This window comes from Luteolibacter sp., assembly GCF_058122085.1.
Genome location: NZ_JBIKBQ010000085.1, coordinates 1 through 19,281, shown reverse-complemented (window position 1 = coordinate 19,281; position 19,281 = coordinate 1). Strand labels below are relative to the sequence as shown.

Annotated in this window: 18 protein-coding genes; 4 read left to right on the top strand and 14 right to left on the bottom strand. The window is 62.1% G+C overall.

Going from position 1 to position 19,281, the window contains the following annotated elements:
* Positions 1-202: 202 nt before the first annotated feature.
* From AC4DF4_RS13200 to pssA, 7 genes are all read right to left on the bottom strand, one after another.
* Entirely contained in the window at positions 203-556 is a 354-nt protein-coding gene (locus tag AC4DF4_RS13200; RefSeq protein ID WP_490048576.1) for a hypothetical protein, read from the bottom strand.
* Between the two features lie 523 nt (positions 557-1,079).
* Positions 1,080-4,814, bottom strand: coding sequence for a phosphoribosylformylglycinamidine synthase (locus tag AC4DF4_RS13195; RefSeq protein WP_490048575.1), 3,735 nt, complete (start codon positions 4,812-4,814; stop codon positions 1,080-1,082).
* Positions 4,815-4,911: 97 nt separating this feature from the next.
* On the bottom strand, positions 4,912-5,172 hold the full coding sequence (locus AC4DF4_RS13190) for a Txe/YoeB family addiction module toxin (protein WP_490048574.1): 261 nt from the start codon (positions 5,170-5,172) through the stop codon (positions 4,912-4,914).
* Positions 5,163-5,414, bottom strand: coding sequence for a type II toxin-antitoxin system Phd/YefM family antitoxin (locus tag AC4DF4_RS13185; protein WP_490048573.1), 252 nt, complete (start codon positions 5,412-5,414; stop codon positions 5,163-5,165). Before AC4DF4_RS13185 ends, AC4DF4_RS13190 begins: the two co-directional genes overlap by 10 nt.
* A gap of 54 nt (positions 5,415-5,468) precedes the next feature.
* Complete coding sequence (locus AC4DF4_RS13180; RefSeq protein ID WP_490048572.1) at positions 5,469-6,662, bottom strand: KamA family radical SAM protein; 1,194 nt, start codon at positions 6,660-6,662, stop codon at positions 5,469-5,471.
* A gap of 99 nt (positions 6,663-6,761) precedes the next feature.
* The gene (locus tag AC4DF4_RS13175) at positions 6,762-7,664 is read right to left on the bottom strand and encodes a M28 family peptidase (RefSeq protein ID WP_490048571.1); all 903 of its coding nucleotides are present in this window, start codon (positions 7,662-7,664) and stop codon (positions 6,762-6,764) included.
* Position 7,665: 1 nt separating this feature from the next.
* On the bottom strand, positions 7,666-8,544 hold the full coding sequence (pssA, locus tag AC4DF4_RS13170; RefSeq protein ID WP_490048570.1) for a CDP-diacylglycerol--serine O-phosphatidyltransferase: 879 nt from the start codon (positions 8,542-8,544) through the stop codon (positions 7,666-7,668).
* A gap of 145 nt (positions 8,545-8,689) precedes the next feature.
* Here pssA and AC4DF4_RS13165 point away from each other — a divergent pair, with 145 nt between their 5' ends.
* Both AC4DF4_RS13165 and AC4DF4_RS13160 read left to right on the top strand, forming a co-directional pair.
* Complete coding sequence (locus AC4DF4_RS13165; RefSeq protein WP_490048569.1) at positions 8,690-9,307, top strand: KH domain-containing protein; 618 nt, start codon at positions 8,690-8,692, stop codon at positions 9,305-9,307.
* 37 nt (positions 9,308-9,344) lie between these two features.
* Positions 9,345-9,884 (top strand): rhodanese-like domain-containing protein, encoded by a 540-nt coding sequence (locus AC4DF4_RS13160; protein WP_490048568.1) that lies wholly within the window; start codon positions 9,345-9,347, stop codon positions 9,882-9,884.
* A gap of 18 nt (positions 9,885-9,902) precedes the next feature.
* Here the strand turns inward: AC4DF4_RS13160 and AC4DF4_RS13155 are convergent, their stop codons facing one another.
* Positions 9,903-11,129, bottom strand: coding sequence for a 6-phosphofructokinase (locus AC4DF4_RS13155; RefSeq protein ID WP_490048567.1), 1,227 nt, complete (start codon positions 11,127-11,129; stop codon positions 9,903-9,905).
* Between the two features lie 139 nt (positions 11,130-11,268).
* Here AC4DF4_RS13155 and AC4DF4_RS13150 point away from each other — a divergent pair, with 139 nt between their 5' ends.
* Complete coding sequence (locus AC4DF4_RS13150) at positions 11,269-11,811, top strand: hypothetical protein (protein ID WP_490048566.1); 543 nt, start codon at positions 11,269-11,271, stop codon at positions 11,809-11,811.
* On the opposite strand, the gene AC4DF4_RS13145 is transcribed toward AC4DF4_RS13150, so the two are convergent.
* The 6 genes from AC4DF4_RS13145 to AC4DF4_RS13120 all read right to left on the bottom strand — a co-directional run bounded on the left by AC4DF4_RS13145 (position 11,768) and on the right by AC4DF4_RS13120 (position 18,575).
* Positions 11,768-12,727: a phosphoglycerate dehydrogenase gene (locus tag AC4DF4_RS13145; protein ID WP_490048565.1), complete on the bottom strand. Its 960-nt coding sequence runs from the start codon at positions 12,725-12,727 to the stop codon at positions 11,768-11,770. The genes AC4DF4_RS13150 and AC4DF4_RS13145 overlap by 44 nt on opposite strands.
* A gap of 71 nt (positions 12,728-12,798) precedes the next feature.
* Positions 12,799-13,707: a type I phosphomannose isomerase catalytic subunit gene (locus AC4DF4_RS13140; RefSeq protein ID WP_490048564.1), complete on the bottom strand. Its 909-nt coding sequence runs from the start codon at positions 13,705-13,707 to the stop codon at positions 12,799-12,801.
* Positions 13,708-13,964: 257 nt separating this feature from the next.
* Positions 13,965-14,636 carry a response regulator transcription factor gene (locus AC4DF4_RS13135; RefSeq protein ID WP_490048563.1) on the bottom strand — a complete coding sequence of 224 codons (672 nt, stop codon included), beginning with the start codon at positions 14,634-14,636 and terminating at the stop codon, positions 13,965-13,967.
* A gap of 46 nt (positions 14,637-14,682) precedes the next feature.
* Positions 14,683-16,728, bottom strand: a complete 2,046-nt coding sequence (locus AC4DF4_RS13130) for a histidine kinase (RefSeq protein WP_490048562.1) — start codon at positions 16,726-16,728, stop codon at positions 14,683-14,685.
* Between the two features lie 31 nt (positions 16,729-16,759).
* Positions 16,760-17,641: a tRNA (adenosine(37)-N6)-dimethylallyltransferase MiaA gene (gene miaA, locus AC4DF4_RS13125; protein WP_490048561.1), complete on the bottom strand. Its 882-nt coding sequence runs from the start codon at positions 17,639-17,641 to the stop codon at positions 16,760-16,762.
* Positions 17,622-18,575 carry a transposase gene (locus AC4DF4_RS13120; protein ID WP_490048560.1) on the bottom strand — a complete coding sequence of 318 codons (954 nt, stop codon included), beginning with the start codon at positions 18,573-18,575 and terminating at the stop codon, positions 17,622-17,624. Before AC4DF4_RS13120 ends, miaA begins: the two co-directional genes overlap by 20 nt.
* 117 nt (positions 18,576-18,692) lie before the next feature.
* Between AC4DF4_RS13120 and AC4DF4_RS13115 the strand changes: the two genes are divergently transcribed.
* Positions 18,693-19,281: Druantia anti-phage system protein DruA (locus AC4DF4_RS13115; protein WP_490048577.1), on the top strand; the 589-nt coding region annotated here is incomplete at its 3' end.

The following is a 19,281-nucleotide window of genomic DNA, read 5'->3' as shown; positions in this document are numbered from 1 at the left end:
TCGGTCCGGAGCGCTTGTCAAAATCGAGGTTGATTTGGGCACCGATTTCCTCGAAGTTGATTCCCGTAACGACATACCCCTTGAAGGGCACCAAAGCCTTGATATTTCGGATTTTCACACCCGTTCATGGCTTTGGCGGCGGCTTGGCCGCGGACAATGAATGCGGGCTGCTCTTTTGGGGCAGGAGTGGTCTTCGACGGTTTCATTGGCGTAGGAAGTCTTTGACTTGTTGAAGAGTGGAGTTTGCGGAGTCGAAAAGCAAGGATGCAGGTTGGACGCTGTTGTTTCGAAAGGTCAAGCCGTCGGCGAGTGCGGCGTAGATTTCCAGGAAGTTGTTTAGACTGCGTGAGAATCGGCGTTTCACATCGGACTCTGGAACTGAATGTCCTCCCATTTTGACGCGTTGGGCGATTCGGCGGATGGCGAGGGCTGGAGTGGGAATCCAGAGGTAGTGGATCTCGATTTGAAAACCGAGGGATTTGGCCTGTTGGAGCAGCTTGGCGTGGGTGGTGCCGCTGAGGGGGCTTTCGAGACCGAAGGAGAGGCCGGATTCCAAGCAGCCTTGGATTTCGTGGAGCAGGAGTTTGCCGGCTTTGACGGCGAGTTTTTGGGGGCGAGAGGGGAGAGGCCGCGGGCGATCTCGTCGGCGTTGAGGAAGCGCGGGATGGGATCGAGCTGGCGGAGGTAGGCGCGTGCGAAGGTGGTTTTGCCAGCGCCGTTGGATCCGGTGAAGAGGTAAAGCGTGGGATTCCCGGTCAATTTCATTCGCTTCGCAGGGAGATTGAGGCATCCACCCTCATGATTCAAGGATTCCCTTCCGCAGATCCCGTGCGCTCCACAGCGTTCCGCTTGCGGCCGAGCCTCCGCCCTTCAGCTTCCTCGCGCCATCTTTGCGCTTTGGACCAAATCGATTCCTTGCGCTCGCAAAGGCCTCGTTCACAAAATCCTTGCTGCCGATAATTATTATTTGTCTGTCACTTTGTAATGTCACTTTGTAATGAATTTGGATGGGGCTCCTGCCGTCTTCACGGGTTTAGGGGGTCAACATCTCGTGTCGGGTTGCCGTATCCGTGACAGGTTCAGCCAAAGTAGGCGACGCCCGCCTTGAAGATCGGCTGGTGCTTGGTGCCCGGGATGTTCTTGGCGACTTGCGTGCCGCTGCGTTCGGTGTGGGCCATTTTACCGAAGACGCGGCCGCATGGGCTGGTGATGCCTTCGATGGCGGCGAGCGAGCCGTTCGGGTTGATGGCGATGTCCATGGAAGGTGCGCCGTCGGCATCGCAATACTGGGTGGCGATCTGGCCGCTGGCGGCGAGCGCGGCGGTGATTTCCGGGCTGGCGAAGAATTTACCCTCGCCGTGGGAGACCGGGACGCGGTGGATGTCGCCGATCTCACAGTCCGTCAGCCACGGGGAAAGCTGGCTGACGACACGGGTGCGGGCGTAGCAGGAAATGTGACGGCCGATGCTGTTGTGGACGAGCGTGGGAGCATCGGCGTGGGCGTCGCGGATCTCGCCGTAGGGGACGAGGCCGGTTTTGACGAGGGCTTGGAAGCCATTGCAAATGCCAAGGATGAGGCCGTCGCGGTTTTTGAGCAGGTCCATGATCGCGTCCGCCACGCGCGGGCTGCGGATGATGGTGGCGATGAATTTCGCGGAGCCGTCGGGTTCGTCGCCCGCGCTGAAACCGCCGGGGAACATCAGGATCTGCGAGCTGCGGATTTGCGCGGCGAGCGCGGTGAGGGATTCCTCGATGTGCTTTGCGGTTAGGTTGCGGAATACCAGGATTTCCGCGTCGGCTCCGGCTTCGCGGAAGGCTTTGGCGGAATCGTATTCACTGTTGGTGCCGGGGAAGCTGGGGATGATGACCTTGGGGTGGATTGACGATTGATGATCCGACTTCGCCGAGGCTACGACGGACAGGTTGTTGATTTTGGATTTTGGATTGGAAGAGAAGAGTGGGATATCTCTGATCTCTGATCTCTGATCTCCGATCTCTTCCGGCTTGGTGGGATAGATGGGTTCGAGGGTTTGTTCCCAAGCAGTTTGGAGTTCGGTGAGGGTGTGGACCTCGCTGTTGAGGACGAGCGTGCCGACTTCGGTGGTGTGGCCGATTTCCACAGAACTGAATTCGACCGGCAGCGGCTCGGTGTGCTCGATCAGGAAGGCGAAGTAGCGTTCGCGCGCGAGGTCGAGGGTCGTGTTGATCTCCGCGCCGATGTGATTGCCGAACGCCATCTTCGCCAACGCGGCGGCGATGCCGGCCTGGCCGATGTGGTGGAGCGCGAGGATTCTTCTTTCCTCATTCAGCTCATGCAGCGCGGCGGCGACTTGCTTGAGCTCGGCGAAATCCGGCAGGTGATCCGCATCGCGGGAAATTTCCACAAGCGAGACCGCCGATCCCGCTTGTTTGAACTCCGGTGAAATCGCTAGGCTGGCTTTGCCGGGAGCGAGCGCGAAGGAGACGAGCGTCGGCGGCACGTCGAGCTCGTTGAACGAACCGGACATCGAGTCCTTGCCGCCGATGGCGGCGAGGCGGAGCCCGTGCTGCGCCTGATAGGCCCCTAGTAGCGCGGCGAAGGGCAGGCCCCAGCGGGTGGCGTCGTTGCCGAGTTTCGGGAAATATTCCTGAAGCGTGAGCCGGATGTCGGTGAGTTGCGCGCCGGCGGCGACGGCTTTGCAGACGGATTCGGTGACGGCGTAGAGCGCGCCGTGGAAGGGCGACCACGAGGAAATTTCCGGGTTGAAACCCCAGCTCATATAGGTGCAGACGTCGGTGTCGCCTTCCAGCAGCGGAAGCTTGGCGACCATCGCGTCGGGCGGGGTGAGTTGCCGGTCACCGCCGAAGGGCCACAGCACGGTGCCTGCGCCGACGGAGCCGTCGAAGATCTCGCCGAGGCCTTTTTGGGAGCAGATGTTGAGGGAAGATAACTGATGAGTGATCAGTGGGGCAGCGGAAGAGATGGGGGCTTGGCGACCGATGATCGCCGCCACGTGGACCTTCGCGGTCAGTTGGACGCCGTTGGTGTCGAGGAAGGCGCGGGAGAGGTTGACGATGGTTTTGCCGCGCCAAGTCATGATGAGGCGGCCGCTGTCGGTGACGTTGGCGACGTTTTTGCACTCGAGGTTCTCCTTGTCGGATTCGGTGATGAAATAGTCGATCTCGGAAGGATCGACGCAGATCGCCATGCGTTCCTGAGATTCGGAAATCGCGAGTTCGGTGCCGTCGAGGCCGTCGTATTTCTTGGAAACGGCGTCGAGGTTGATTTCCAGTGACGGAGCGATTTCCCCGATGGCCACGGAGATGCCGCCCGCGCCGAAGTCGTTGCAGATCTTGATTTTGCGGGTGAGTTCCGGGTTGCGGAAGAGGCGCTGGATTTTGCGCTCGGTGGGGGCGTCGCCCTTCTGGACTTCCGCGGAATTTTCCAAAGCGGTGTCGGTGTGTTCCTTCGAGGAACCGGTGGCACCGCCGACTCCATCGCGGCCGGTGCGGCCGCCGATGAGCAGGATGACGTCGCCCGGGGCAGGGGAGCCACGGAAGACGTGGGAGCGCGGGACGGCGGAAACGACCGCGCCGATTTCCATGCGCTTGGCGACGTAGCCGGGGTGATAGACTTCCGCGACCTGGCCGGTGGCGAGGCCGATCTGGTTGCCATAGGACGAGTAACCTTTTGCCGCAACCTGGCAGATTTTTTTCTGTGGGAGTTTGCCGGGAAGGGTTTCGGCAAACGGCGTGCGCGGGTCGCCGGCACCGGTGACGCGCATTGCCTGATAGACATAGGAACGTCCCGAAAGCGGATCGCGGATGCAGCCGCCGAGGCAGGTGGCGGCACCGCCGAAGGGTTCGATCTCGGTGGGGTGGTTGTGGGTCTCGTTTTTGAACATGACGAGCCACTCTTCTTCCGGGCGGTCGTCGATAGAAACCGGGACGACGATCGAGGCGGCGTTGACTTCTTCGGAGACTTCGAGGTTGTCGAGCTCGCCGGATTTTTTCAGCTCGCGCATGCCGATGAGGGCGATGTCCATGAGCGTGACCGGTTTGTCCTCACGACCGAGGCTTTTGCGGGTTTCCTGATAGCTCTGCCAGGCGCGCTGGACGGGTTCGGTGCCTTCGCCGAAGGTCACTTTGTCGATCTTGGTGAGGAAAGTCGTGTGTCGGCAGTGGTCGGACCAGTAGGTGTCGAGCATCCGGAGCTCGGTGAGGCTCGGGTCACGCTTTTCCTCGTCGCGGAAATAGGCTTGGCAGAACGTCACGTCCTCGGCGGACATCGCGAGGCCGAGGTCGGCGCGGAGAGTGGCGGGGTTTTGGGTGGCGAAGCCGGCGAGGATGGCGACGTCGGGCGGGGAAGCGGGTTCGCGGCGACCGGTGATCGCCGCCACGGGGACTTCGTGGGAGTCCACGGCGTTGATGACGAAATTCTTGATGCGGGTGATTTCGTCGGCGGAAAGCGTGCCGGCCAGGAGGATGACCTTGGCGGAGAAGACGGCGGGGCGCTCCTTGCCGGTCAGGATCTGGACGCATTGCGCGGCGGAGTCGGCGCGCTGGTCGAACTGGCCGGGGAGGAATTCGACGGCAAAGGCGGTTTCGTTGTCCGCGATGGAGAGGGTTTTCGAAATGGAATCAACCTGCGGTTCTGACAGGATCAGGCGCGCGGCGGAGCTGAATTCCTCGTCGGTAAGTCCGTCGCAGTCATAGCGTTGGACGATGCGGATATCAGTGAGGCCGGGCAGCACAAGCGACTCGTGGAGGTCGTGCAGCAGGTGGCGGGCTTCGGCGTTGTGTCCGGCTTTTTTTTCGACGAAAATGCGATTCATGGGAGCGGTGAGCGACAGAGCTTTGGAAAGCGCTGGATGCTAGGACGCCGGACCGTGAGCGCAAGCGGAATGGGCCGCAGATCAAATCGCGGAGAATTCAGCCGTCGTAATGGAAGCGGCATTGCATGATCAGCAGGCTTTCCGCTTCGATTTTGTAAATGAGACGGTGCTCTTGAGTGATGCGGCGCGACCACCAGCCTTTGAGGTTGTTTTTGAGTGGTTCCGGTTTACCGATCCCGGAATACGGATTCCGAAGGGTGTCCTTGATGACGTCATTGACCCGCAGGAGGATTTTCTTGTCATTTTCCTGCCAATAAAGGTAGTCCTTCCAGCCGTTGGGCAACCAGGTCAGTCGCATAGCTCGCCTTCTTGGATTTTCCCCGCGTCATAGTCCGCGAGGCTTTGTTGGATCTGGTCCGTGTTGGCCCGGGTGGAAAAGAGGTGCAGCGTCGCTTCCATCGCCTCGTATTCCTCAATGGCCAGCAAGACCACCTTACCCGCACCGTTACGGGTGATGGTGATCGGTTCCCGGTCGCGGGAGGCTGTTTCCATGAGGCCTGCCAGTTGGTTCCGGGCGTCGGTATAATTGATGGTTTGCATGCGATATCGGTCTCACATGGACAGAATTCTGTCAATCCTGCTTTCCTCCGCGGATCAAATCGAGCGGCTGAGCGCTTCTTGGTGAAGGCGCTCGAAATCCGCTTTCGGGATCGGCGTGGGATCGGGATATTCGAAAATTTCGCCCTCGAAATTCCGCAGGGTGACTTTCCCGGACGCGGTATCCACCACGTAATTCGGGTTGATCGGGATTTTCCCGCCGCCGCCGGGGCCGTCGATGACGAACTGCGGGATGGCGTAGCCGGTGGTGTGGCCGCGCAGGCCCTCGATGACCGCCACGCCTTCCGCGACGGGCGTCCGGAGGTGGGACGAGCCGTTGATGAGGTCGCACTGGTAGAGATAATACGGCTTCACGCGGCACATCAGGAGCTTCTGGACGAGCGCCTTTTGGATTTCCACGCTGTCGTTCACGCCGCGGAGCATGACGCTTTGGTTGCCGAGCGGGATGCCGGCGTCGGCGAGGCGGCCGAGCGCGTCGCGGACCTCGGTGGTGAGCTCGTGCGGGTGGTTCGAGTGGATGGAGATGAAAAGCGGGTGGTGTTTTTTCAACATCGTGCACAGCTCCGGAGTGATCCGCTGGGGCAGGAAAATCGGAATCCGCGAACCGATGCGGATGAATTGGAGGTGCGGAATAGACCGCAGGCGGGTGAGGATTTTATCGAGGCGGTCATCCGAGAAGAGCAGGGGATCGCCGCCGGAAAGCAGGACGTCGCGAACCTCGCTGTGTTTTTCGAGGTATTTGAAAGCCATTTCCCACTGGGTTTCAAGGTGTTGCTCGCCGACGCCGGAAACCACCCGCGAGCGGGTGCAGTAGCGGCAGTAGGAGGCGCAGCGGTCGGTGACGAGGAACAGGACGCGGTCCGGGTAGCGGTGGACGAGGCCGGGGACGGGCATGTGGGAATCCTCGCCGCACGGATCGGCCATTTCCTCGGGCGCGTTCCAGCCTTCCTCAATCCGCGGAATCACTTGGCGGCGGATCGGGCAGTCCGGGTCATCGCGGTCGATGAGATTGAAAAAGTGCGGCGTGATCGACATCGCGAGCTTGGTGCCGGCGAGCAGGACGCCGGCGCGTTCCTCGTCGGTCAGGTTCAGCCGCAGTTCGAGATCCGCGAGGGAATCGACGCGATTTCTGAGCTGCCAGCGGTGGTCATCCCAGTTTTCCGTGGATTCGTCCGACCAATAGCCGGGGGCGTGGGAAATGAAGGCAGGGTCGAGGTCGGTGGGGTGCATGGAAGAAAGTGGGGAGGAATCGGTGGGAGGACCCGTGCGATTTCGTGTGAGAATTAGATTTTGGACCGCGTCGGGATTTCTGCAACCGGGAATCTTGATCTACTTGGCGGCGCAGCGGCGGATCAACTCGATCAGGCGGCCGGTGGATGCGGCGACGGTCGGGGCAAACGGCAGCTTTTCGTCCGCCTCGTCGGGGAGCAGCAGCGGGCGGGTCGCAACGCGGACGGCGGGCAAGTTCATTTGAAAAAGCGTGCTGGCCAAGTCGGTGTCTTCCCCGAGGCAAATGACTTCCGCGCCGTAAACCGCGCCGAGGCCGGAGACGAGGTTGAGCGGCGCGGCGGTGACGTCTCGGGAGCTGAGCCACAGTGGTTCGCCCGCGCCCATCGACTCGACGCAGAGAATGGTCTTGGGCGATTTCGCCAGCTCGGCAAATTTGGCAGCCGTCTCGAGGACGGGGGAGTCCAAGTCGTTCGCGTGGGGCAGGAAGACGAAATGCACTGGGCAATTCGGTTTGTCGCGGGCGAGCGCCTGGGCGGCGGCGAGGGTGGCGGCGAGGCCGCTGGCATTCGCCTCGGCACCGCGCGATCCGGCGCGGCTGTCGTAGGAAGTGAGCACCCAGACGGCGGGCGCGGCCGGATTTTTCCCGGCGAGGGTGACTTGGAGAATCGGCCATTTCCCGGGGCCGTTCGTCCGGCGGACCGGGTAGCCGGTGTTCGACGGACCGAGCAGGCCTTCGACCATCGAGGCGGTGCGGGAAAGATTCGCGGCGGCGGTCTCCGAGGACGCGTTCCGCTCGCCGATGATTTCGACGATTTTCCGCAGATCATCCGCCAACAGGGGAGCCGAGACGGCTTGGACGAACCGCTCCTGCTCGACGAGCGCCTGCTTTTTCTCCCGGTGGAAATAATACCAAAGCGCGCCGGCACCGGATGCGACCAGCCACAGCGGCAGCAGAACGAGCAGGAAGGTGACCCACGGCGGGCGGCGTTTCGGAGCGTCCATGCTAGACTTCTTTGCTCGTTTCAGCGGGCGCGGATTCGTCCTCGCCGTCCGATTCCACTTCGATTTCCTTTCTCAAACGCTGGGAAATCCACGGCCGGATCATTCCATAAAGCAGATAGATGCTGAACAGCACCACCGGCATCACGTAGCGGAACTGCACCGTGACGTAGATGAGCAGCACGGCGGTGACGATCGCACCGAAGGTGCCGCGGGTCCGGAAGCCGACTTTCTTGAAGCTCGGGTAGCGGATGTCGCTGATCATCAGCAGGGAAAGCCCCAGCATGGCGCCTGCAAGAATATATTTCCACATCCCGAGCTCGTGGTCGTTCTTGTAAAGGTCGATCAGCAGAAAGGTCAGCGAGGCGATGAATCCGGCGGCCATCGGGATCGGCAGGCCGCGGAAATCGGTGGAAGCGCCGGGCTTTTTCGGTAGGGCGGCGAGGCAGTTGAACCGCGCCAGCCGCATCGCGCCGCAGACCAGATAGATCAGCGCGATCGCCCAGCCGGTGTTGCCCAGCGGGAAAAGCACCGCGCGGGAAAGCAGCATCGCCGGGGCCATGCCGAAGGAAATGATGTCGGCGAGCGAGTCGAATTGCTGGCCGAAGGGGGATTCCTGGCCGCCGAGCCGCGCCAGCCGGCCGTCGAGCAGGTCGAACAGGCAGGAGCCGAAAATCAGCAGGATCGCGTATTCGTAATAGCGCTTGGAGATTTCGTAATACTCCTTGTCGGGCAGTTTGACCTCGCCGGATCTTCTCTGCACCTCGATGAGTCCGACGACGATCATCACCACCGCGAAAAATCCGCAGGCCAGATTCAGCGCCGTCATCAAGTTCGGCAAAAAGTAGATTTTCGGTTCGTCCGGATCGCGTTCCCTCGGCATGCGGGGAGTTTATGTCACCGATGGCGGGTTGGAAACAGCGTAAAATAGGCGGCAGGTGTGGCGGCCGGACCATGACGCCGTCCATGGATTTGGAAATTAGGTTTGAGCGGCGGGTTTTTCACGGTCTAAGCTGCGGGCGAAATTCATGCCGAATCATGTTTCCAAAATCGCCGGTTCCCTCAAGCAGCTGGGAGAAATCCAAGTCACCGACTGGGATTTCATGGGCCTCTTGAACACGGAGATCAAGGAACTTGAAATCTCCCGTTCCCTGAGTCGCTTGGGGAGGATTCGGGTGATGGAATGGGATTTCCGGGCGGCCTTGCTCGCGGTGAGAAAAGTGGCGAACCAAGAGGTCGATGTGATCAGTTTCCTCAAGCGGACTGCCAGTTACAAGGTGATGGACTGGGATTTCAGAAGCGCTTCGCCCACCGCGCCAATGGCCCCGAGCATCAGCCGGGACGAAATGCAGGCGATCATCGTCCGGCTGAAAAACTTCCTGCAATACGTGGCCGTGAATTTGATCGACGAGCCGGACCACGCGCAGATCAAGGTCACCGAAATGGGGCCGACCGGGCTGCGATTCAAACTCGTGCTGGTGAAAAAAGACGTGCTGCTGCTGATCGGCAGGGAAGGGCACACGGCGGCGGCGATCCGCAATGTTCTGAAAGCCGCCGCCGCGACGCGCGGGGTGCAGGTCTTGCTGCAAATCCACTCGCACGAGGAAGAGGCGGCGTTTCTCGCCAAAAAAGGGGCGGGATCATAAGGTTGTTTTCGCCGGCGGGGCGGCTAGGTTGCCGGCGATGCAAGCTGCCGCCGATCTTTCCACCGACTCGCCGATGGGCGTGATTCTCGAAACCCTGCCTGGCGCCAAGCGGGCCATTTTCGCGCGCTACCACCTCGGCGGCTGCCAGAGCTGTGCGTTTTCCAACGAGGAAACCCTCGCGGAACTTTGTGCCCGCTCGGAAATCCCGGCGGACGAGGCGCTCGCGCATTTGCTCGCCAGCCACGTCCACGATTCCGCGATGTGGATGGAGCCGGCCGTGGCGAAAGAACAAATTTCCGGGCTGCGTCTCATCGACCTCCGCACGCGCGAGGAGCACGAGGCGGTGGTGATTTCCAGTTCGGAGTTTTTCACCCAGGAACTCCAACAGCAGCTCTTCGCCGGAGATCCCGGAACCCGGATTCTGCTATACGACCACAGCGGGCAGAACGTGCTCGACCAGGTGGCGTGGTTCCGAGGCCACGGATTGAATGAAACTTACGGCCTCCGCGGCGGAATCGATGCTTGGAGCTTGGAAATCGACAAGTCCATCCCGCGCTACCGCGTCGAGATGGACTGAAGATTTCGCGCTCCAGTTTTACTTGTGGAGGATCTTCGCGACCTTCGGCGCGCGCAGGCGGTGCGGCTCCGGAATATGCGTTCCCAGCAGCGGGCGGCAGTAGTTCTTGAAATCCTCGGTCACGCCGTTGCCATCCGCGTTGATGAAGCTATCAGGCATGTGGCGGGTTTTTCCGGCGACTTTTTTGATGTCCACCAGTTCGTAGTCCACGCTGTAGTTGAGCACCGGGCGGCGGATCACCACTGAGCCATCGACGTTGTCCCACATCGCGAACTGCACGGCTTTTTCGCCGACTTCGCGGGCCTCGCGGGCGTCGCGGTCCGACTGGATGCCCATGAACGAACGTTGCAGGTAGCCGAAAGTATCGGAACGCACGCGCTTGATGCCCAGGCTCTTGCGGATCGCGTTGGAAAGCAGGTCGCCGAGCGCGCCGGTGCCGGAGAGCTGGATGTTGCCGTGCGAATCGCGCTCCTCGGTGCCGAGCAGCTTGGTGATCATCGCGGTGCCGTCGGGATCGGAAATGCCTTCGGAAACGGCGATGGTGCAGAGGCCGTGCTTTTGATAGACGCGGTCCACGTCGGCGAGGAAGTTTTCCATGCTGAAATGGCGCTCCGGCACATAAACCAGGTGCGGGCCGTCATCGACATACTTCTGCGCGAGCGAGGAGGCGGCGGTGAGGAATCCCGCGTGGCGGCCCATCACGACACCGATGTAAACGCCTTGCAGCGCGCGGTTGTCGAGGTTCACGCCGGAGAACGCCTGCGCCACGAAGCGCGCCGCCGAGCCGAAGCCGGGGCAGTGGTCGTTTTCCTCGAGGTCGTTGTCGATCGTCTTCGGGATGTGGATCGCACGCAGTTCGTAATTCGCCTCCTTGGCCTGCTCGTTGACGATGCGGACGGTGTCGGACGAGTCGTTGCCGCCGACGTAGAAAAAGTAGCGGATGTCGTGCGCCTGCATCACCTTGAACATCCGGGCGCAGTAATCTTCATCCGGCTTGTCGCGGGTGGAAAGCAGTCCGGACGACGGCGTGCCGGCGACCTGCTCCAGGTTGTGGGTGGTCTCGCGGGTGAGATCGACGAAGTTCTCATCGATGATCCCGCGGACGCCGTGGACGGCGCCGTAAATGGAGGTTACCTGGCTGAACTTGCGGGCCTCCAAGGCCACGCCGACGACGCTCTGGTTGATTACGGGAGTGGGGCCGCCACCCTGTGCGACGAGGACTTTTCCTTCTAAACGATTGCTCATGGGGCGGCGAGAATTGACGATCCAAGATGAGATGCAAGCGTGAAGAGGTTGAGATTCGGCTGGAATTCAATTACCCGTTTGTCGCATCGACACGCATCCTCCAAATTTTCTGAATCCCGCCTGCCCGTGGCTGCCCGCAGTGACGGAAATTCATGATTTCTCGCTCACCCGCCGCCACGGCGAGGCGAAGGGCGCGAAGTTCTATCTGGACGCGCTGCGGTTCGCGCAGTCCCAGTGGCGCGTCGGGAAACCCGCCCAAGCCATTCTCCAGCTCAATAAATCCTGGATGGCCGACTTGTCTGGCGGCGACCCGGTGCTGCGGACCAACCCGACGCCCTACCGCGCGCTGGTCTGGATTCTCGAAATGGCATCTACCGGAGACGGCGGCTATCTGGGGAATCCGGTCCGTCATTTCCAACACCTCGCCAGCCGGATGAGCGGCCCGCAGGCGGAAATCCGGTCATGGCGCGCCTGGGCCTGCTTCCACATCGCGGAGGAAATCCTGGACCGCGAGGAGTATCCCCGCGATGGCGAGCAAATCGCTCGCGAAGGTCTCTGGATTCCCGGTTTCAAACGGGCGCTTCAAGAGGTCGATGGGAACGGCTGGCCTGGGGAGGCTGAGGAGCTGGGAGACGCGCTCAAATCACGCCGTTGGCGCAATTGCATTCGCCTTCGCCCTTGAGGGCGTTGATCAGGTTGGTCAGCGATTTCATCGCCTGGCGCGGGACGCTTTCAAAGGTCCGCGAGCCGATGTGCGGGGTGATGACGCAGTTCGGCGCGGAGAGCAGCGGGTGGTCAGCGGGCGGGGGTTCGATGTCGAGGACATCGGCACCGTAGCCGCCGACTTTTCCGCTGTGGAGAGCGGCGACCATGTCGGGGGTCTCGACGATTTCGCCGCGGGCGCAGTTGAGAATGACAACGCCGTCCTTCATTTCCGCGATTTTTTCGGTGCGGATCATGCCACGGGTTTCATCGGATAGATTGCAATGCAGGGATACGACGTCGGACTGGGTGAGCACCTCGTCCATCGAAGCGCAGCGTTTCACGCCGTATTCGGCGGCGAATTTCTCATCCCAGTAGGGGTCGAATGCGATGATCGGCATGCCGAAGGCCTTGGCGCGGATGGCGACTTCCTTGCCGATGCGGCCGAGGCCGATGATGCCCATGGTTTTCTCCGCGATCTCATGGCCGGTGAGGCGCAGCCACTCGCCCTTGCGGGCGGCGGCGGCGGTGGTGACGATGTGCTTGGTGATGCCGATGAGCAGGCCGAAGGTGTGCTCGGCTACGGTGGTGTGGTTCACGCCGGGGGTGAAGAGCACGGGGATTTTCAACTCCTTGGTGGCCGGGATGTCGATCTTGTCCAGGCCGATGCCGTATTTGGAAATGACCTTGAGGCGCGGCAGGGATTTCTCGATGACGGCGCGGGTGATGGCGTCGTCGCCGCAGAGGAAGGCGTCGAAGTCTCCGGCGAGCTCCAGCATGCGGTCTTCGGTGAGTGGCCCGCGTTCGCGGACGACTTCCCAGCCTTGGGACTCCATCAGTGGGTGGTGAGGACCGGGAGTGTCTTGGTAGCTGCAGGTAGTGAGGAGAATGCGCATGGCGCGAGGAAATAGAATCGTGCGGAGGGAATCAAGCGACTTGTGCGCGGGAGCCGGCCAGCGCGGTTTTTTCACCGCGGCAGGGTGATTTGCAGGACGGTGGAATTCTCCAGCGCCTTCAACGGCGAGGCGTCGCGGGGCAGCAGGATGAAGCTGCCTTTTCCAAAGCGGCGGCCGCCTTCACTCTCCAGTTGGCCATCGGCGATGGAGAGGATGGAAAACCGGTCGTCGCGCGGATTGGCGATGGTTTCCCCCGCTGCTAGGGATTTGCGGTCGGCTTGGAAATACTCGCAGCTGGCGAGCGTGTCGCCGACGGGCGTGTCCATGGCCGGCTCGAAGTCGGTGAAATCGATGCTGGCGAGGGACTCGGCAACGTGGAGCTCGCGCGGCTTGCCATCGAGACCGAGGCGGTTCCAATCGAACACGCGGTAGGTGGTGTCGGAGTTCTGTTGGATTTCATGGATCAGGAATCCCGCGCCGATGGCGTGCAGGCGGCCGGAGGCGATGAAGATCGACTCGCCGGGATTCGGGGTGATGGCGTGGACGCAATCCGCGACGCTGCCGTCCGCGATGGCTTGCTCGAAGTCGGCGCGGGTGACGCCGTTTTTCAGGCCGACGTAGAGTTTCGCGCCGGGATCGCAGTCGGCGATGAACCACATTTCGGTCTTGGGCTCGCCGCCGAGCGAGGCGGCAAGGTGGGCGGGCGGATGGACTTGGATAGAGAGCTCGTCGCGGGCATCCAGCACCTTGATCAGGATGGGGAAACGCGGGTGATCGAAAAAGCCGGTGCCGAAAATTTCCTCGCGGTGATTCGTCCACAGCTCATGCAGCGAGCTGCCGGTCCACGGGCCTTGATCGACGACCGACTGTTCCTTCTCGCGGTCCACGATTTCCCATGACTCGCCGAAGGGTTTTTCGGGATCGGGCAGGGTGCGTTGATAGACGCGTTCGAGTTCGCGGCCGCCCCAGACGCGTTCCATGTAGAGGGGCCTGAATGTGATCGGTTCCACGGGTGGAGGGATAGGCGTTTGATCGGCCGTTGGCAATTCCGGAAGCCCTCCGGAATCCGGGCAACAAAAAGGGGTCGCACACTCATGCGCCCCCTAATGTTTGTCATGAATCCCTTCATGAAACCGGGGACCTCTCCCCTCGACGGATGAGAAGATGCGGGAAATCCTGGTTTTTGTCATGTCCCTAAGAAGTGGGACAGCGCCGGGACCCGCGAGGTATGCCGAGATCAGGACAAATCCAGGAATCCGCGGCGGATCGCCTCGCTGACGGCGGCCGGCAGGTTGCGGACGTGCAGCTTGTCGAAGCTGCGCTTGATGTATTCGGTGACCGAGTGCGTGCTGAGGGTGAGTTCGTCGGCGATTTCCTGGCGGGTGAGGCCTTTGGCGGCGAGTTGCAGCACCTCGCACTCCCGGCCGGAGAGGGATTCAGCGTCGGGGATCGGGCTGAGCTGGCGGAAAGTTTGCAGGATCATGCCCGCGATCTTGGGGTCGAGCGGGGTGCCGCCGGAGAGGACTTCCTCCAGCGTTTCCATCAGGCGCGTCGCGCTGCCGGCCTTGACCAGATAGCCGTGCGCGCCGGCCTCGAGGGCGGCGAAAACCTTGGCCTTGTCGGTGAAAGCGGTGAGCACCAGCACCCGCGCTTCGGGCAAAATCTCGCGCACCTTGCGGATGCCGACGATGCCGCTCATGCCGGGCAGGCCGAGATCCGACAGCACGAGGTCCGCCACCAGCCCGCCGCGGAACGCTTCGAGTGCGTCTTCCATGGTGGAGAATCCGCCCACGCACTGATAGCCGCCGCGCTCCTCGAGAACCATCGACACCGATTCGCGGAAATCGGCGTGGTCTTCGATGAGCACCAGCCGGATGGGTTTTTCCTTCGAGGATGATGATGAGGCCATGGGGGAAGTTTGATAACGCATTCGCGGGCTTTCGCAAAGCCAAGCTTTATGGATTAGCAGCCGGTCTCCGGGACTTTCGCTCCAAGGGCACGGTGAGCTTGAGCCGCACGCCCTCGCCAGGCCGGGTCTCGACGCCGAGTTCCGCGCCCAGCGCCTCGGTCCGCTGGCGCAGCGCGCGCAGGGTCGCTGGACGTTCCAGCCGCTCGGGATCGATGCCGACGCCGTTGTCGGCGATGGTTAGCGTGAAATGACGGTCCGTCGCCTCGGCGCGGATTTCCACCACCGAGGCCTTGGCATGGCGGATGATGTTGTGCAGCGCCTCCCGGAAAAACAGAAACAGGTGACGGGTCTCGTCTTCGGGAAGCTCGGTCTGCCAGGCCGCCTCGTTCGCCGTGAATTTCCATTCCACGGTCTCCAGCATGATCGAGCTGGTTTCCCGCAAATGCTCGACCGTGCCGATGCGGTGGTCGCCTTCCGGCCGGAGCAGCCAGACGATGTCGCGCACGGCGCTGACCGTCTCCGCGGCGATTCGCTGGATCCGCTTCAACTCGTTCGACGGACCCGCCCGGCCTTCCGCCAGATCGGCGATCATCTGAATGCTGCCGAGATTGCTGCCGACCTCGTCGTGAAGGTCCCCGGCGATTCGCTCGCGCACCTTGATCAGCTCTTGGTTGGCATGAATGCGGTAGCGGATCGGCAAGGCGACGATGAGAAACGCTCCGGCCAATCCGACAATCACGATGGCCATCTGCCCGGTGCGCCGCCAGCCAGCGATCAGGTGGTCGGCTTCGGCGCGCAGCTCGTGGCTGCGGGTTTCAATCCGCAGCCGCCGGTCCAGCAGAGTCATCCACTCGCGGGTCGAAACAAGGCGTCCGTCAGGGCCGAAGCCGTCACTGAGCGCGGCTCCGCTCCAATAGCGGCCGCCCGGGGCGATGATGTTCAGCATCCCGTCCGATGAGCGCACCACCTTGCCCAGCGCCAGGTTTCGATTTCCCGATAGGACCTCCACCTCGCTCAATGCGAAGAACGCGGGGTAGTTCTCGAAGTCCTTCCACATCTCGACGGCTTCGATTCTAACGTAGCGGCCGCGGACGGCCGGGAATGCGAGCTCCACCGGATTGTGGCCGGGATTTCGCATTTCGTGCTCCTTGATCAGCGGCCAGTTGGCGGGGGCCGCGGACTCGTCCGTTTCGGAAACGGAGACTGTGAGTTTCCTGGGGAAACCGAATCCGCTCGGCAGGTCGGACGTCGGTTTTCTGGCCGGCAGCAGGCGGACGGCGTCCACCGCGACGGACTCGCCGAGGTCGATGGTCAACGAGGCCGACTCCTTCGCGCTCGCCCGGCCCTCGGAAAGCCAGCCGATATTCCGGTGCTCACCGGCGGGGATCTCCGGAAAACCTAACGGCGTCTGGCCATCGACCAGAAACCCCGGACTCCAGTGCCATGGCGCGGACGGTGTCGAGCCGCCGAGACCGCGGACCTCGCTCCCGCGGGCGATGTTGCGCTCGCCTTCGAAGGCGAACACCTCGGCCCAGGCATGGACGAAGCTTCCCTCGCCCTCGTAGTCCGGATGCAGCAGATCGGCTGAAATTCTCAGGCCGGCCGCTTCGAGCGGGGGGGAGATTTGATAGACGAACGGATGCCCCTTTCTCACCGGATGGCTGCCCGTGTTCAGTTCGCGGGCGATGCTCCGGAGCACCTCGCCCTTGGTGTCTATCAGTTCAACGGTGAAGCTCTCCGGCATGCCGTATTGGGCGTCCAGGCCCCTGGCGTCGTAGCGCCGGCTGGGGACCAGCGCGACCAGATCGACCGTCGCGGTTTTCGGCCAGCGGACTTCAATCGCGTATCGAGAATCGCGCTCCGGCATGGCGTGCGGGTGATTGCTGGCGAAGCCGCCGGTGCCGCCCTGGTCGTCGATCGGGATTTCCGGCAGACCTTCCAGCTTGGGAGCCAAGGTTTTCAGCTCACTTTCGATCTCCTTTAAACGTCCGGAAAATACTCCCGCCAGCCGCTCGTCCCAGCTGGCATCGGCAGCGGGCGTCATTTGAACCGTCAGGAAAAACAGGGTCAGAAATCCGGGGATGCGGCTCATGTGGATTGTCTAGAGCAGCGATCCCGGCGGGTCAAAGCCGGACTTCGGTGAGCCATTTCTCGCGGCGGAACCACGTTTCCTGGCGCTTGGCGTATTGGCGGGTGGCGGCGTTGATGAGATCCTCGCAGGTGGCGCGGTCGATTTCCCCGGCGACAAGCGCGCGGATCTCGCGGAAGCCGATGGCTTTCTCGCAGTTCGTGGAAACGTCCGCCAGCGCGGCGACCTCCTCCCGCGCGCCGCCGTCGAGCATCGCGCGGGTGCGGCGGGCGATCCGGGCATGCAGGTCGGGCCGGGTCCGCTGGATCACGATGCCGCGAAGCTGGGAGGAGATTTCGGCGGTCTTGGCCTCCCAGCCGTCGCGCAGGTCGGAGGCCTTTTGTCCGCTGAGGATGCAGATCTCCAAAGCGCGGGAAACGAAGCGGCGGTTCTGGAGCGCGGTGCGGGAGGCTTCCAACGGATCGAGTTGTTGGAGTTGGGCGACGAGGTCATCGAGCGTGCGGGCCTCCATTTCCGCCCGGAGCGCGGCGTCGGCGGTGGGCAGCGGCGCGGCACCGTGGGTGAGGAATTTCAGATAGAGCCCCGAGCCGCCGGTGATGACCGGAGTTTTACCGCGTGCCTGGATTTCCGCGATGACGGGTTTGGCGAGCTTCACGTATAGCTGCGCGTCCGCCGCGACGGTGGGCTCCAGAACGCCATAGAGGTGGTGGGGCCAACTCGCGAGTTCAGCGGCGGACGGCGCGGCGCTGACGATTTCGAGGCCGTGATAGAGTTGGAATGCGTCGGCGTTGACGATTTCGCCGTCGAGTTTTCGCGCCATTTCCAAGGCGAGCGCGGATTTTCCCGAGGCGGTGGGGCCGCAGATGTAGAAGGTTATAGGGTCAGTCCCCGCAGTGTCACAAACTATCGAGTTCATCCAATCGTTTCCCCAGTTTTTTGTTTCGTTTCACCTCACCCAACATGCGGCTGACCGATCCCGAATGCCCCATTCCCAGACGTTGGCCCAACCACTCCCGGCTCACCGTCGTTTTACCGGCCAGCAAACCCGCCAACAGCGCCTTACGCTCATCCCCCTTGCGCAAGGCCTCCAATTCCTTCCTTGCCGTGGGCAAGCCCAACTCCGGAGCGTAACGCGAGATCAAGTCCTCGGCATCCCTCTCGCCGTGATCCCGCCAACTTTCCGCCGTGCCTCTCCGCGGTCTTGTTCTTTTGCCGCCGTTTAGTTTCTCCATCAGCCCCAGCAACTGATCCTTGAACGTATCCTCTCCCAAATACCACCCACGCTTCATGGCGGCCTGGGCCTTCTCGCCGATTTCCCCTCCCTCTTCCGCTCTCGCCTCCAGCCATGCCACATAGGCGCGCCTGCCCCTGCCGTCCTTGGCCAGTTCGAAGGATTGCAGCACGCGGTCCATCTCCAGCCATTCCGGCCCCGTGCCCCGCGCATACGACGCCAGACTGCTCCAACGGTAGTCCGCCAATTTGCCGTGCCGTCCACCGGCCAGCCCCGCGCGGGCGGGATTGAGATGGATGTAGTCCGCCACGATGCGGAAATAATACCGATCTGCGTCGCTCCCGCTCACCGGCACCGCTTTGTAGCGACCTTGGAATACATGCCCCTTGCGTCCCCGCACGCGGTTCCAGCCTTGGCTGAAAACGCCAAGCAACCATTTCATGCCCGCTACCAAATTCGCCTGGGGTGTTTCCAGAAGCAGGTGAAAGTGGTTGCCCATCAACACCCAGGCATGCACCCGCCACCCGCAACTTCCGCATGCCTCTCCCAGCCGATGGAGAAACACCTCGCAATCGTCCTTGTTTTCAAAAACCGTCTTGCCGCCGTCTCCGCGAGCCATCACATGATAAATCGCCCCGGGATATTCGAAACGCAACGACCTCGCCATGGGGGCACCCTGCGCTTCACACCATCATACGTCAATTATTTTGTGAGACTGCGGGGACTGACCCCATAGATCGACCTCCTCCGCCAGGCCCTCAACGAAGGCCACTATCTCAAAGCCGGACGCCCTGCCGGACACGTCCTCTGGCAAGGAATCTACCGCACCGCCAACGAGACGGACTGTCCCGAACTCGTCGCCGTCCTCTGCTGGGGCGGAGCCGCCAAACGCCTCAAGGAACGCGACAATCACATCGGCTGGGACGCCGTGACCTGTGCCAACCGCCTCAAACTCATCGTGCAACTGCGGCGCTTCTACGTCATCGACAGCGCCCGCCGCCCCAATCTCGCCAGCCAGTGCCTCGCCCTGTCCCTGCGCACCCTCGGCGGCGAGTTCGAAGCCCGGCATGGCTTCCAACCCCTTCTGGCCGAGAGTTTTCACGATCCCGATGAACACACCGGCACCCTTTACAAAGCCACCAATTGGCTGCCACTCGGCTTCACCAAAGGCTTCAAAAGGCACCGCCGCGACTTCTATCAGGACACGGGGAAACCCAAGCATCTCTGGGTTCGACCCTTGAAAAAAGACGCCTTCGCCCTGCTCGCCCGCCCCGGCCTCCTGCCCCCTGGCCACCAAGCCGCCATTGCCGACGGCGACACAGCCG

Excerpts from the sequence above, each read along its gene's own strand:
- AC4DF4_RS13195 (WP_490048575.1), bottom strand. The coding sequence starts at position 4,814 with ATGAATCGCATTTTCGTCGAAAAAAAAGCCGGACACAACGCCGAAGCC.
- AC4DF4_RS13190 (WP_490048574.1), bottom strand. The coding sequence starts at position 5,172 with ATGCGACTGACCTGGTTGCCCAACGGCTGGAAGGACTACCTTTATTGG.
- AC4DF4_RS13185 (WP_490048573.1), bottom strand. The coding sequence starts at position 5,414 with ATGCAAACCATCAATTATACCGACGCCCGGAACCAACTGGCAGGCCTC.
- AC4DF4_RS13180 (WP_490048572.1), bottom strand. The coding sequence starts at position 6,662 with ATGCACCCCACCGACCTCGACCCTGCCTTCATTTCCCACGCCCCCGGC.
- AC4DF4_RS13175 (WP_490048571.1), bottom strand. The coding sequence starts at position 7,664 with ATGGACGCTCCGAAACGCCGCCCGCCGTGGGTCACCTTCCTGCTCGTT.
- pssA (WP_490048570.1), bottom strand. The coding sequence starts at position 8,544 with ATGCCGAGGGAACGCGATCCGGACGAACCGAAAATCTACTTTTTGCCG.
- AC4DF4_RS13165 (WP_490048569.1), top strand. The coding sequence starts at position 8,690 with ATGCCGAATCATGTTTCCAAAATCGCCGGTTCCCTCAAGCAGCTGGGA.
- AC4DF4_RS13160 (WP_490048568.1), top strand. The coding sequence starts at position 9,345 with ATGCAAGCTGCCGCCGATCTTTCCACCGACTCGCCGATGGGCGTGATT.
- AC4DF4_RS13155 (WP_490048567.1), bottom strand. The coding sequence starts at position 11,129 with ATGAGCAATCGTTTAGAAGGAAAAGTCCTCGTCGCACAGGGTGGCGGC.
- AC4DF4_RS13145 (WP_490048565.1), bottom strand. The coding sequence starts at position 12,727 with ATGCGCATTCTCCTCACTACCTGCAGCTACCAAGACACTCCCGGTCCT.
- AC4DF4_RS13140 (WP_490048564.1), bottom strand. The coding sequence starts at position 13,707 with ATGGAACGCGTCTGGGGCGGCCGCGAACTCGAACGCGTCTATCAACGC.
- AC4DF4_RS13135 (WP_490048563.1), bottom strand. The coding sequence starts at position 14,636 with ATGGCCTCATCATCATCCTCGAAGGAAAAACCCATCCGGCTGGTGCTC.
- AC4DF4_RS13130 (WP_490048562.1), bottom strand. The coding sequence starts at position 16,728 with ATGAGCCGCATCCCCGGATTTCTGACCCTGTTTTTCCTGACGGTTCAA.
- miaA (WP_490048561.1), bottom strand. The coding sequence starts at position 17,641 with ATGAACTCGATAGTTTGTGACACTGCGGGGACTGACCCTATAACCTTC.
- AC4DF4_RS13120 (WP_490048560.1), bottom strand. The coding sequence starts at position 18,575 with ATGGCTCGCGGAGACGGCGGCAAGACGGTTTTTGAAAACAAGGACGAT.